Here is a 13,205-nt window from a genome sequence, read left to right as displayed (position 1 = left end):
CAGGATTCAAAAACCATCAATTTTTGACGCTTGTTTGTGAAGTCGAGATTCCGAACATTGTCAAGAAATATTGATGGCTGTTAGTTTGTAGCAGCAATTCAAGCAATTAATTCACCATCTAATCTGGGTATGTAACGAATTAAAGTAAAATAAAAAGTTTTGCTTTTGATAACGGCCTTCCATTTGGGGGCATTGGTGACAAGTTAAGACTTAATTGCATTTGTCAATCAGTAATATTACTTAAAAAAACTGCTTTTTTAGGAGTGGAAAATTCACGATTTGAGAGAGAGTAAGTATAAATATCACCCTCGGCATGATTCCTCGATCGCCCAAATCTCAGTTTGATGCCCAAAATCCGAGTAAAAGTTGAGCATAATTGCTGATTGACAAATGCTTTCTTAGCTTAACTTGTTACCAATGATTTGGGGGTGACTTCTGTGATGGCCTAAACCCATCACTATCGCTACCCATCACTATCCGTCTAAACCCCGATTAAAAGTATCGGTTTCTCTGCGTAACGAATTTTGTGCGATCGCACTCAGTGTATTTGTTCTCCAAAAGCAGGGAATAGTGTAGAATCCAACAACCAACTCAGGAAATTGTCGAACCTGCTTTACAAAAACTGGATATGATGATTGTCATCCCCACGGGCGGTGGCAAGTCTTTGTATTTTCAATTATCGACACTGTTGAAACCAAGATTGACGGTGGTGATTTCGCGGTTAATTACTGTGATGCAATGCCAGACACTTGTGGCGACTAATTAACTATGCAGAATCCAGCGATTGAGAGCATCTCAATGAAAGCCGCCCTCCGCTAGAAATTCGAGTTAGGAGTCAGGAGTCAGGAGCCAGGAGAAAAGAGGAAGAAGGAAGAAGGAAGAAGGAAGGAGCCAGAAAAAGTGTTTTTACAAATATGAGATGCTCCCCAGCGATTGCCGCCGCACAATCGAGTTAAATTATTTTGGGGATGGGAGGAAGGGTACTTTTCGGCACATCTTAGCCCTATCATCTGTTGTTTAGTTCACCCTACTTCATGCCGTTTCACCTGAGTTCGGCTCAATCAAGGCAACTGCTAGTAATTGAGCAGCCTGCACCTTACTCATTGCGGCTTCCCAAATGCCTTTTGCACAATAGCTGTAAAAGTTACGAACAGGCAGAAACAATGAAAGCTACTGGTAAGGTGTATACAATTGATTTGGCTGGAAATCAGTATCAAAGCCTTCGCTACTTGCAAAGTCGGGCGAGGATTAACTCCCTCATCGACCATTATATGTCATTGGAAGTTTTGAGCGATCGACTTTCCGATCTACCCCAGCAATTTTCCGCCCCGCATCCCCGCCCTTGGGAGCCCATAGATTGGCAAGGAATCAATCGCGACCAAATTATTGGTGTCAAGCCAGAAATCTTTTTACAAATTTTGGCAAGTGCGGCAGAAATTGAAGCTCCCATCCGCAGCTACGGTAGAGAAAGTTGGTGCTACTTACAGCATATTTACCCGCAAATGGCGCGGTTTATGGGAGGAATTTTTGATGCCAATGGCAACATTCTAGAGATAGGTGTCTGGGAAAAAGAAGAACGCCAACATTGCCCGACATTTAGGAAAATTTACCAGCAACTTACAGCCGACAAACTGCAAGTTAAACCGAACTCTGTTAAGGGTTGTCAATCCACAGGTGACGCTTGGCAAGATACCTATAAACACGTGATTAGTCGCCTGAGTACCGAGTGGGGAGCTACTTCTGTTTATTTATGGTTGATGGTACACTCAACAGGAGCGTTGCAACAGGCAATTTCCCAGCCTTTACAGGATGAAATTAATCATTTGGCTAAGTTTTGGGGTTTCAGCCGCTGGGCATTCTCCCAGAGTTATTTCAATCAAATGAAAGGGTCTACCAAAAACCTGATTGCTTTGCTGAAACACCATCAGATTGAACGCACGCACGGCAATGATGTGTTTAATAATTCACTCAGTCTCAAACAGCTTTCTTTGGTGTTGGAATTGACTTTTACATTCACGCGAGTGATGGTGCGTTTGCGGCGCTGGAACCGCGAGCTCAGTCGCAGTTATCTCAGACATTTGTTTGGCACAGCACCGATGGTTGATGCACCGCGCAAGATCGCTTAAATCTGAGATATTGCATGAGTTTCATGAACAGGCAAGATGCCTGTTCCACTCATAGTTAAATTTTATTGGGTAAGGTGTACCCTAAGCACCCAGCTATGTTAAAGTGCTGACAGAAGATATACTCGTTTTAATCTTGAAGAATACAGCCTATGAATCAAAGTTAAATGAATCTGTAACGATCGCACTTCAGAGACAATTGAAATTAAAATGTACTATAAATCATGCAAATTACGATCGACATTCCCGACAATCTCCCCCTGACTGAAGCCGATGTGAGGATAGAATTGGCGATCGGACTTTATCAGCAGCACAGCCTCAGTCTAGATAAAGCCGCTCAAGTCGCTGCAATGTCTGTGGACGACTTCTACCAACTATTAATCGGTCGCCATATCGTCATCCCGCACGCAGATCCCGATGACGAACCCACCGAAATCGTCCTAGCCAGTCTCCGTAACTCCCTCCAGCAAATTAAAGAAGGTAAATTACACCCTATTTCCGAACTGTGGGAGGGGATTATCCATCGCGTTTGAAAAAGTAACCAAATTCATAATAATGCTAGACCGATCGCACTAAAAGTAACTACTATCAAACTTGCTAAATTCATGTGTTTCTGTGCAACTATAATTTTCATCATCTTGCATCTCTAATTTCCTGAATAGACAATGGCAGGTTGGTAAACTGTCACGACACTGCCAGATAGTTATAAAATAACTGTGATATTAAACTTATAGCCAATAACTTTATCTCCCTAAACTCAGGAAAATACCCTATGAACAACCCAGCATCCCATACATCATCTCAAATGACCGATCGCGATCGCGCGAACCTCAGCAAGCTGATCGATTACAGTTCCATTCGATCAATACCCGAAATTTGGGCGATCGTCAAACAAAAATTCGGTCAAACCGTCGCCCTCCACGACCCCCACACCCAGCCAGAAATCAAACTCACCTACACCGACCTGTACCAACAAATCCAGCTATTCGCCGCTGGCTTACAAGCCCTAGGCATCGAACAAAATCCCGAAGAAGCAGTCCCTCCCCGCGTCGCCCTCTTCGCCGACAACAGTCCCCGCTGGCTGATAGCCGACCAAGGTATCATGATGGCCGGGGGCGCCAACGCCGTTCGAGGCGCCACCGCCGACCCCGAAGAACTCCTGTACATCATCCAAGACAGCGGCAGCACCGCCTTGGTAGTCGAAAACCTGGCATTACTGAAAAAACTGCAACACCGCCTCCCAGATTTGCCCATCCAACTCATCGTCCTCCTCTCCGACGAAGAACCGGAAACCAGCCAAACCCTAAGCACAGTCAAATTTTCCCAAGTGATGACCACAGGGGCAAACCGTCCCCTCAAACCCACCAACCACAAGCCTCAAACCCTTGCCACCCTCCTCTACACCAGCGGCACCACCGGCAAACCCAAAGGCGTCATGCTGACTCACGGCAACCTGCTGCACCAAGTCACCACCTTCGGCACAATTCTCCAGCCCGAAGCCGGCGAAGGTGTTCTCAGCATCCTCCCCAGTTGGCACGCCTACGAACGCAGCGTCGAATACTTCATGTTTTCCCAAGGATGCACGCAAATTTACACCAATATTCGCTATTTCAAACAAGACTTTAAAGCCTACAAACCCCAGTACATGATTAGCGTTCCGCGCATCTGGGAATCGATTTACGAGGCAGTACAAAAGCAATTTCGAGAACAGCCAGCCAACAAACAAAAATTGGTGAAATTCCTGCTATCGGCTAGCCAGCAATACATAGAAGCCCGCCGCGTTTTCCAAGGATTAACTCTCAATTTGAAACCGGCTTCTGCTTCCGAAAAATTCATCGCCCGCATCAAAAGCATTTTATTATTTCCCGTCCACGCCCTCGCCGAAAAACTGGTTTACCAAAAAGTCCGGGAAGCTACGGGAGGACGTTTTAAGTGGGCAATTAGCGGCGGCGGTTCTTTGGCCACGCATTTAGACAATTTCTTTGAAATAGCGAATATCGGCTTGTTAGTGGGATACGGTTTAACCGAAACTTCGCCGGTTTTAACTGTGCGCCGCCCTTGGCACAATCTTAAAGGTTCTGCAGGACAGCCCATTGCCCATACGGAAATTAAAATAGTAGACCCGGAAACCAGACAGCAACTGCCCACAGGCCAGCGCGGCTTGGTATTGGGCCGCGGGCCGCAAATCATGGCAGGTTATTATCTTAATCCCCAAGCGACTGCCAAGGCGATCGACTCCGAAGGCTGGTTCGACACCGGGGATTTGGGCTGGCTGACACCGGGAAACGACTTAATCTTGACCGGGCGGGCCAAAGATACGATCGTCCTCACCAACGGCGAAAACATCGAACCTCAGCCCATAGAAGACGCCTGCGTCCGCAGCCCCTACATCGACCAAATTATGCTAGTAGGTCAAGACCAGAAATCCGTCGGCGCCTTAATTGTCCCCAATGCAGAAGCCGTGCAGAAATGGGCAGAAACTCAGAATCCCCCCATACACGAAATTGACTGGAATAGCAAGACAATTCAAGATTTATTTCGCAAAGAATTGAACCGAGAGGTGCAAAATCGCCCTGGATACCGCGCGGACGATCGCATCGGCCCGTTCCGGTTGATTCAGGAGCCATTTTCGATGGAAAATGGAATGTTGACCCAGACCCTGAAAATTAAGCGCCCGGTTGTGACGCAACACTACCGCGATATGATTGACGGGATGTTTTGAAATATTCGCTGGACTTGGGGAATGGAAAAGAAAAAATTATCCCAACACCCGAGTCCCGATTCCGAGTCCTCAGTCCTGGGCCATTAGTTCAGGTTTACCAACTAATGACTCATGACTAATGCCTAATTCCTAATTGACAAGCAACAACTTTATGGAACCACAATTACTCTTGAAGCGATCGATTAACGTTAAAGTCGTCGTTACTCCTCGCTGGAAAGAAGAAGCTCAACAGCAACTCCAAGCCCAAATCAACCAAATAGACTCTCAGCTACAACAGTTAGAAATGCAAGGGCAGCGGATGATTTCAGAAATCCAAAAGTCAAATTTGCAGCCCCCAGGCCCGCAAGTAATGCAGCAAATAGAAAACATTCAAGTGCAGGTGAATCAAAGAAAAAGCGAACTGCTAGAACAGAAAAACCAAAACCTGCAACAGCTTCAGCAAGTGCAGGTGCTAGACCTGGAACAAGAAGTGAGTCAAGGTCAAATTGACGGCACATTCACTGTCGGGCTGGGAGAAAACTTGATTCAAAAAATGCAAGTAGAAATTCTCCTCCGCGACGGCATAGTCGAAGAAATTCGAGGTGATATTTAGAAATTGGTAAGTGGTAATTGGCGATCGGTAATTGGCAATTGATTTTGAGTCAACAGTCACACATCAAGAATGCGAGACACTGGCATAATAATAAGTATTGCCAGTGGCCGATCGCCAATGCTCAATTGCCAAATACCGATTACCTATTATCAACACAAAAGGACTTTTTACAGATGATTCGCGAAGTTTTCATGCCAGCCCTGAGTTCTACCATGACAGAGGGCAAAATTGTTTCCTGGGTCAAATCCGCCGGAGACAAAGTAGAAAAAGGCGAAACGGTGGTGGTGGTTGAATCCGACAAAGCCGACATGGACGTGGAGTCTTTCTACGAAGGCTATTTAGCAATAATTATCGTACCTGCAGGCGAAGTAGCTCCGGTGGGGGCGGCAATCGCCCTGGTAGCAGAAACAGAAGCCGAAATCGCCGCAGCTCAGCAGCAAGGAGCAGCCGCCCCAACCGCAGCAGCAGCCCCTGCTCCCAGCCCCGCTCCTGCGATCGCAGCTACATCCTCAGCAGGTTTACAGCAAAATGTTAGTCGCCAAAACGGCCGCAGCGTCGTTTCTCCCCGCGCTCGCAAATTAGCCAAAGAGTTTAAAGTAGATTTGAATTCTATCAAAGGCAGCGGGCCCAACGGTCGCATTGTCGCAGAGGATGTGGAAGCAGCAGCCGGCAAAGCTCAACCAGCTCCGGTTCAGCAAGCGGTAACAGTTCCCGCAGCACCCGCACCGGCATCTGCAGCACCCGCCCCCGCAGCAGCCAAACCCGCACCCGCACCAGTCCCGGCGATCGCACTTTCGGGCCAAAGAGTACCGATGAATGCGCTGCAAAATGCGGTGGTGCGGAATATGGAAGCAAGTTTGAGCGTGCCGTCTTTCCGCGTCGGTTACACAATTACTACTGATAATCTCGACAAACTCTACAAACAAATTAAGTCGAAGGGCGTCACGATGACGGCTATGCTGGCGAAGGCTGTAGCTGTAACTTTACAAAAACATCCTCTGCTGAATGCTTCTTATGTGGAGTCGGGAATTCAATACCGCGCTGATATTAATGTGGCGGTAGCGGTGGCGATGGATGGCGGTGGTTTGATTACGCCGGTGTTGCAAAATGCCGATCGCCTCGATATTTATTCGCTCTCGCGCACTTGGAAGGATTTAGTCGATCGCGCCCGCACCAAGCAGTTGAAGCCTGATGAGTACAGCACGGGAACTTTTACTCTTTCCAATTTGGGAATGTTTGGAGTAGACAAGTTTGACGCGATTTTGCCGCCGAATCAAGGCTCGATTTTGGCGATCGGTTCTTCGCGGCCGCAAGTAGTTGCAAACGAGGATGGTTTGATGGGAGTGAAGCGGCAAATGCAGGTGAATATTACTTGCGATCACCGGATTATTTACGGTGCTGATGCTGCATCTTTCTTGCAAGATTTAGCGAAATTGATTGAGACAAATCCTCAGTCTTTGACACTTTAATCAGTTGACTGTTGACAGTTAACTGTTGACAGTTAACTGTTGACAGTTGACTGTCAATCAGCTAAGAGTTTATAATATTGAATCTATAGCGGTTCTCAATAAAATGAGGTAAGCACCGCTCCCAACCGCTCCCCGATCGCCCGTTAGCGAAGCCCTCGAAGAGGATCGCCCACGAGAACACCTCATGTCAAACCAGAAAGGCTATAATTCTATATCGCTCTAACCCAAAATAAAATCAACGCTTACTTCAAACTCAGGAAAAGCTAGCGGCGCCACCATTTCTCCCCGCTCAAACTTTTGCATTGAAGTATAGCCATTTGCCGTCGGAAAACGGTAAACTTCTAAACAATTAATCTCAAGATCCCACAACCATACTTCTTGAATACCAGCACGAGCATAGTTAGGTACTTTCACATCGCGATCGAAATAAACAGTGCTATCAGAAACCTCAACTAACAACAAAACTTCAGATGGTACTGGATGTGCAGTAGCATAGTAGTCAGCGCGAGGTTGCAGCAATACAATATCCGGTTGAGGTTCGGTGCGTTCAGTTAACTGGATCGGGTCTTGGGCGCCTATAATCGCACGTCTTCTCTCCAAATCGGAGAACACAGCGATCAGGCGCTTTACACAACTTGCATGACGAGTACCAATTGCAGCCATTTGAACAATTTCTCCTTCTATCAATTCTACTCGGTCATCTTCGCTCAAAATGCCAGCCTCACCCATTAGGTGATATTCTTGTACTGTAAATAGCCGTCTTTGCATCTGAACAGACATAACTATTCTCCTTATTCAACAGTTGTCTAAACTTTATCATTGTTGCCAGTAAGATTCAACCTACTGGCTCTATGTTCTGTGCAGCTTCATATTAAATTGGTATAACCACCAATTAATTACTCGATCGCACAGTCAAAACTTGCGGCGGCGTCGCATCCGGCGGATACAAGAAATCCACCTGCACCAAACGGCGTTCCCCCGGCTTCATATTCACATTCACCAAAGGTTCCCCCTGCTGTCCCCTGCGCTGCACGATGTGAATGTAGCGCGTCAAAGTCTTGCCCGTATCATCCTTAAACATCACCCGCACCGTACCTCGGAAAAATATCCGATTTTCAGGAGGATCGTAAAACATCAATCCCCCCGCTTCTATATTTGCTTTGATCGGTGTTTGCATTTTAATGCTAACAGATTGGGATTCACGAGATTTGTTGTAAAGCGGAAAAGTTAAGTTGTATTGAATCCCATAATTACCGTGAGCAGAATAAGCAGTATCGGGATAGCGAGCTAACATTTTAGCACTTTGAATTTGACCAGTTCCAAAAGTACCCGTATCCGTTGTGCTCAGAGCATAGGAAAATGACTCGCCGCGCTTGGGAATAGTTAAATAATCGGTTCTCGAATTGTCCGTAATTTTAGCTTGCCACTGGGAACCTTCCGCTACTCCCGCCACGCGGCCATAAATTTTTTGCACCGGATTTTCGCCTCTGGGGGTTGGTGCTAAATCTCTGGGCCCCGCTAAACCTTTGGTATTTAAAATATTTTCCCACTCTTCTAAAGTCGGATATTGCTCGACTCCTTCTTGAGTTGTAGGAGCAAACATTGCTAATGATGCTACATAAACCGAATTGCTGCTCGACATTCGCATTAAGGTCGATCGACCGTTGGAAGAAGGCGTGATATTCCCCACAGGTATCGGCAAATTCATCAGCATTCGGCTCTGATTGCCCGGAATCTCGATCGCAGCGGGCAAAATGGCTTGTCTGAACCCCCGCAATACATCGCTAGTGATGCGGCTTCCAGGCCCCGCAAACACAGTGCCGAATCGATTCTCTAAATACGACGGCAAATCGACAAACAAGGCATCCGGCCGAGTTAAATAAGTTGCTCCTTGCAAGACATTTAAAGTAACAGGTTCGGAGTTAGGATTGTGGACAATTATTCCTTGAAATAAGGTGCGAGTTTCTTCGCGATTTTTAGCTTTGGCGATGTGGTGGGCAAAGATGTCAAATCGACCTTTGAAGGGAAAGTTTAAGTGTGCAGAAGGTACTTGTTTTCCTTCGGGCCCAAATGTGGAGAGCAAAATGCCTTCGGTTTGCACAACTTCGGGGCTGTTGCTGTTGAAAACCGGGATGCTGTCGAGTTGTCCCGGTAAAACGCGCACTTGCTGGGGCACCGTCACAGTGTTCAGCGGGGCGGTTGTTGGAGGCGCTGGCAAATCCAGTTCGTTTTCCGGTAGCGGGAATTCTCGCTCGATGATGACTTGTTGGGTCGGAGGTGTCGGGATTGCTTGAGCTAAGGGTATAATTGGCAAAAACATTGCTGAGAGCGCGTTTAACTGAACTTGCAGAAGGATTGCCACATAGCAACCGACACAAAACATTACCACAAGTTGGTTGATATTTTCTGGGGATTTTGGGATTTTAGGTCAATTTTTGCGGAAATGCGGGCATCGCAAATTTTTTGTTTTTCACCTTGACAAAATCTACATTTTTGTCAAGGTGAAGAACAAAAATAAGAGCCAGAAGCACGATAGCTGTGCTGGCTCTTATGAGTTGATACTAGAAGTTAAGCTGAATTCACTAGAACTGCGGCGAGCTTTTCTGCCGATGGATGACCCGCACCCCTGATAAAATTTAAGCAAGAGCCTTTTTTGCCTGCTTGCGGCGTGCTGCTACTAAACTTCCCAATCCCATCACCATACCTGCAATAGTGGTTGGTTCGGGCACTGGCTCAGCATCAGCCGAAACTCCGGCCATAACTTTGTCACTGGTGCCAACATTAGACCCAGCTACCTGTTGGAAGCGAACCCCTGCCTTGAGCGTACCATTCTGGAATCCGGTCAAGAAAGCACTTTCTGCCTGAGCCGCACTCAGACTGCTGCCAGTTAGCAAAAAGCTCACCAAAGTAGACTCATTTTTATATAAGCCTCCATTAGCGTTGCCACCTTCAAAGCTATTACGCGGAGTGCTAATGCCATAGTCGAAACCGTCTTTTTGCAAACCGCTAATTTCAACGTTTTGCCAAAACTCTGTAAAAGCGCTGCCTGCGGTAGGTTTAACCGATGCAGTAGCGCCGCTCAATACGTCAAATGCCACCGCAACGAGAGAAGAGTTTGTTGCACCACCCGCTGTAGCCTGAGTGCCCGTGGTATTGGTGATGCCCAAATTCAGGAGCAAATCGGCTCCATTTTGGACAAAGTTGAAGTCCAATGTTGCAGTAGCGCCGGTGCCAATGCCGTTGGTAGTACCGTACTGAGGAGCCACGGATAAACTGAATGCTTGGGCTTGCGTTGCAGTTAGTAAGGAAGAAGCAACAACTAAACCAGCAGTAGCTAGACAGGCGGTTAGTGGTTGGGCGAAGTTGGTTTTCATAAGAGTAAGACCTTTTTTATATCGCTGGGGGGATTGACTTTATTGATTTCCTTTGGTATCTACTTACAACATCGCTCATTTAAAAGTGTTTGTCTATACATTTTTGATACCTTTACCAAAACAATATTTTGCGAGGTTTATTCTTAAACCTTTCGTAAACTCGGTTGTGTCGCCAAGGCTAGGATGACTGCTGCGGAGGCATTCCACGCCTAACTATCCGTTATTGCAACTTTCGGTACCATCGGCTGTTACAACCCGTATTTGCGTAAAATTACTAAGATAATAGTTATTTTTTATACAAATACGCCGGTTCTGTTTGCCGATCGCACTTCCTGAGTCCGCGCACCATTCCCAAAATTGTTGGGCGTGAAGTCGGTTTCGATCGTCGGACGCTCAAACAATTTACCAATTACCCACTTGCGTTATTTCTGTTTTATGACTACCAACGTAATGTCGTCAAAAACTTTATGTTTGTCAATATGTTGCAGCAGATGATCAATTACTGCTTGTCGAATTTCTTCAGCCGTTTTGTGGCGATTTTCTTTGGTCACTTGGCACAATCTTTCTATGCCGTAATACACTTTATTTATATTTACAGCTTCGGTAATTCCATCTGTGTAAAGCACTACTACATCCCCTGGATTAAGATGCACTTGAACTTGGGAAACAAAATCAGCAATATCTTCCTCTAATCCCAGAGGAAAGCCGAGTTCTATTGTATCGATCCGTTCAATGTTACCATCAGTACGGACTACGATAACTTCTTCATGTTGACCGCTGAGGGTAAAGTTACTATCTTGATAATCTAACAAAGCCAAGGTCATGTTTCTAGACGAGTCGATGCGCTCGATATTGGCATAAAGGGTGCGGTTTAACACATCAAGAAACTTCACCGGATCGGTTTCGTTCATTTGTTGGAGAGTGCGGACGGCGGTTTGCGCCATAATCATTAATACGCCACTTTCTAAACCATGTCCCGTAACATCGCCGATGCTAATTTTTACCTGATCATTTTGGGTTAGCACGTCGTAGTAGTCGCCGCCAACTTCATCCGCAGGTTGCATATATCCAGCTATTTCTAATCCTTTAATTTTATCTAGTTCTGATTGTTTGGGCAAGATCATTTGTTGCAGTCGTTTGGTGACTTCTAACTCAGCACTGAGGCGGATGTTTTCGGCTTTAAGTTTGTTGTTGAGGTCGCTAATTTCCTGGTTTGCTTGGGCGAGTTGGGCGGTGCGTTGTTGCACCTTTTCTTCTAAAGTTTGATAGAGACGGGCATTTTCGATGGAGATCGCAGCTTGGGCGGAAATGATGTTGAGGACTTCTAAGCGATCGCGCGTAAAAGCCCCCGCTGTTAAATTATTTTCTAGATATAAGATGCCTACCAACTTACCTTGATTAATCAGGGGGCTACACAAAATAGATTTAGGTCGCTGCTGAATAATATACGGGTCAGACGCAAACCTGCTTTTATTCGTTGCATCATCGATCGCAAGAGTTTCTTGCGTGCGTTCTACATAATTAACCAGCGAGATAGGAATCTCTTGACTTTCAGTCGCTGACTTGGAGATTAATTCACATCGTTCACCCGTACATTGAGCTTCAATTTTCCACTTACCTGCTGGGTCAGGTAGGAGGAAATAAAATTTTTCTGCTCCCGCGTTTTCCAGCAAGACTTGCATCAAATTCGAGAGTAACTTATCTAAATGAACTTCCCCTGAGAGCGCTTGGGAGGCTTTGATAATTGTTGATAAATCCAGCTCGTTTGCAGCACCTGAACTGGTAGAAGTTACAGTGGTTCTGCTCTGAATAATCCTTTCGTCTCTTCCACTCGTCAGGCTATTTTTCCTACCGACGATAGGTGCGATTAATTCAGCATGGCGCTCTTCTAAATCCTTAACTTTTGCCTTTGCTCCCCAGCGAATATAAGCATAGTAAGCGTCAATCAGGTAGGTACGCGCTACTTTCTGACGACCTAATGCTAAATAAAATTCTGCTGCTAGTTCATTGGCGAGGGCTTCGTGCTGGACGTATCCATTTTCCTTGGCTCCATCTATCGCCCGGTCGTAATATTCCATTGCTGAGAAAGATTGCCCTAAGACGCGGGCTTTTTCTGCTTCTACTAAGTCATACTTATGCTGGTAATTGGCTGGGCAATGAAACGCCCAATATTTCATCTTTTCCTGATTTTCTTCTACTTGTTTCAGGTATTGTTGCTGCTTTTCCTCAGTTTCCTGAAAATACTGAGCTAAAAGAGCCAGAGAATAGTAATAAACGTGGTTATTAAAACTAATGTTACCTTGAACAAGCATTGAATTATTTAACGCTGTTTTAGCATAAATTATAGCATTTTTATAATCTTTAAATAAATAGCAAAGTAGGGTTTTTGCAAAAAGCACTCTAAATAAAGACATTAAATTATTAATTTTTGTCAAATAAGCAATAGCTTCTCCCTCATTCAAAAATTCACCAGTTAAAATCAGGCTATTATCTGTTATGCCTCGTAAATTTGCGACTAATTGACCAATAATTTTGAGCAGATAAAACTGATGTTCTTGGGAAAACTTATCTGCAAAATCAATATAGTTTTTTTGTTGTTCTTGCACGTAGTCTAGATGCTCGCCATTAAAAAACAGATGAGCGCAGTAGTAATCAGCAGCATGACAAGCATATTCTATATCTCCAAATTCTAAGCCGCTATTAATTGCTTGACGAAGGGGTTCTATAGTTTCCCTAGTATGCTTTTTGAAGTGCGTAATACAGATGGAAACATTAACCAATGTTTTAGAACGAAACTCTTTGGCATCTAACTGCTCTAATACTTGTAAAGAAAGTTCACCAAGTTGATACCCACATTCCGCACCCCCAACTGGCACATACGCGGATTGAGGAAGTAAAAGTGAATCATCGGAGATAATAATGAGT

Annotated in this window: 10 protein-coding genes; 6 read left to right on the top strand and 4 right to left on the bottom strand. The window is 45.4% G+C overall.

Annotated elements, in window-relative coordinates:
• Nucleotides 1–628: 628 nt before the first annotated feature.
• From QUB10_RS22940 to QUB10_RS22915, 6 genes are all read left to right on the top strand, one after another.
• Nucleotides 629–766: a hypothetical protein gene (locus QUB10_RS22940; protein ID WP_333205573.1), complete on the top strand. Its 138-nt coding sequence runs from the start codon at nucleotides 629–631 to the stop codon at nucleotides 764–766.
• Between the two features lie 247 nt (nucleotides 767–1,013).
• Nucleotides 1,014–2,126, top strand: coding sequence for a hypothetical protein (locus QUB10_RS22935; protein ID WP_333205572.1), 1,113 nt, complete (start codon nucleotides 1,014–1,016; stop codon nucleotides 2,124–2,126).
• Between the two features lie 221 nt (nucleotides 2,127–2,347).
• Nucleotides 2,348–2,656 carry a UPF0175 family protein gene (locus tag QUB10_RS22930; RefSeq protein ID WP_333205571.1) on the top strand — a complete coding sequence of 103 codons (309 nt, stop codon included), beginning with the start codon at nucleotides 2,348–2,350 and terminating at the stop codon, nucleotides 2,654–2,656.
• Nucleotides 2,657–2,895: 239 nt separating this feature from the next.
• Nucleotides 2,896–4,845: a long-chain fatty acid--CoA ligase gene (locus QUB10_RS22925; protein WP_333205570.1), complete on the top strand. Its 1,950-nt coding sequence runs from the start codon at nucleotides 2,896–2,898 to the stop codon at nucleotides 4,843–4,845.
• A 151-nt stretch (nucleotides 4,846–4,996) separates the two neighbouring features.
• Nucleotides 4,997–5,437: a YlqD family protein gene (locus QUB10_RS22920; RefSeq protein WP_333054966.1), complete on the top strand. Its 441-nt coding sequence runs from the start codon at nucleotides 4,997–4,999 to the stop codon at nucleotides 5,435–5,437.
• A gap of 173 nt (nucleotides 5,438–5,610) precedes the next feature.
• Nucleotides 5,611–6,906: a dihydrolipoamide acetyltransferase family protein gene (locus tag QUB10_RS22915; RefSeq protein WP_333205603.1), complete on the top strand. Its 1,296-nt coding sequence runs from the start codon at nucleotides 5,611–5,613 to the stop codon at nucleotides 6,904–6,906.
• Between the two features lie 219 nt (nucleotides 6,907–7,125).
• On the opposite strand, the gene QUB10_RS22910 is transcribed toward QUB10_RS22915, so the two are convergent.
• The 4 genes from QUB10_RS22910 to QUB10_RS22895 all read right to left on the bottom strand — a co-directional run.
• Nucleotides 7,126–7,686, bottom strand: a complete 561-nt coding sequence (locus tag QUB10_RS22910; RefSeq protein WP_333205569.1) for a Uma2 family endonuclease — start codon at nucleotides 7,684–7,686, stop codon at nucleotides 7,126–7,128.
• 112 nt (nucleotides 7,687–7,798) lie between these two features.
• Entirely contained in the window at nucleotides 7,799–9,226 is a 1,428-nt protein-coding gene (locus tag QUB10_RS22905; RefSeq protein WP_445300796.1) for a DUF3370 domain-containing protein, read from the bottom strand.
• A 316-nt stretch (nucleotides 9,227–9,542) separates the two neighbouring features.
• A complete protein-coding gene (locus tag QUB10_RS22900; RefSeq protein ID WP_333205567.1) occupies nucleotides 9,543–10,280 on the bottom strand; it encodes a PEP-CTERM sorting domain-containing protein in 738 nt (245 codons plus the stop codon).
• 422 nt (nucleotides 10,281–10,702) lie between these two features.
• Nucleotides 10,703–13,205: SpoIIE family protein phosphatase (locus QUB10_RS22895; RefSeq protein ID WP_333205566.1), on the bottom strand; the 2,503-nt coding region annotated here is incomplete at its 5' end.

It is taken from the genome of Microcoleus sp. B5-D4, assembly GCF_036705145.1.
GTDB lineage: Bacteria > Cyanobacteriota > Cyanobacteriia > Cyanobacteriales > Microcoleaceae > Microcoleus.
Note: the sequence above shows the minus strand (reverse complement) of the source record. Positions and strands in the feature narration are given on the sequence as shown.

Excerpts from the sequence above, each read along its gene's own strand:
- QUB10_RS22920 (WP_333054966.1), top strand. The coding sequence starts at position 4,997 with ATGGAACCACAATTACTCTTGAAGCGATCGATTAACGTTAAAGTCGTC.
- QUB10_RS22915 (WP_333205603.1), top strand. The coding sequence starts at position 5,611 with ATGATTCGCGAAGTTTTCATGCCAGCCCTGAGTTCTACCATGACAGAG.
- QUB10_RS22900 (WP_333205567.1), bottom strand. The coding sequence starts at position 10,280 with ATGAAAACCAACTTCGCCCAACCACTAACCGCCTGTCTAGCTACTGCT.
- QUB10_RS22910 (WP_333205569.1), bottom strand. The coding sequence starts at position 7,686 with ATGTCTGTTCAGATGCAAAGACGGCTATTTACAGTACAAGAATATCAC.
- QUB10_RS22940 (WP_333205573.1), top strand. The coding sequence starts at position 629 with ATGATGATTGTCATCCCCACGGGCGGTGGCAAGTCTTTGTATTTTCAA.
- QUB10_RS22930 (WP_333205571.1), top strand. The coding sequence starts at position 2,348 with ATGCAAATTACGATCGACATTCCCGACAATCTCCCCCTGACTGAAGCC.
- QUB10_RS22925 (WP_333205570.1), top strand. The coding sequence starts at position 2,896 with ATGAACAACCCAGCATCCCATACATCATCTCAAATGACCGATCGCGAT.
- QUB10_RS22905 (WP_445300796.1), bottom strand. The coding sequence starts at position 9,226 with ATGTTTTTGCCAATTATACCCTTAGCTCAAGCAATCCCGACACCTCCG.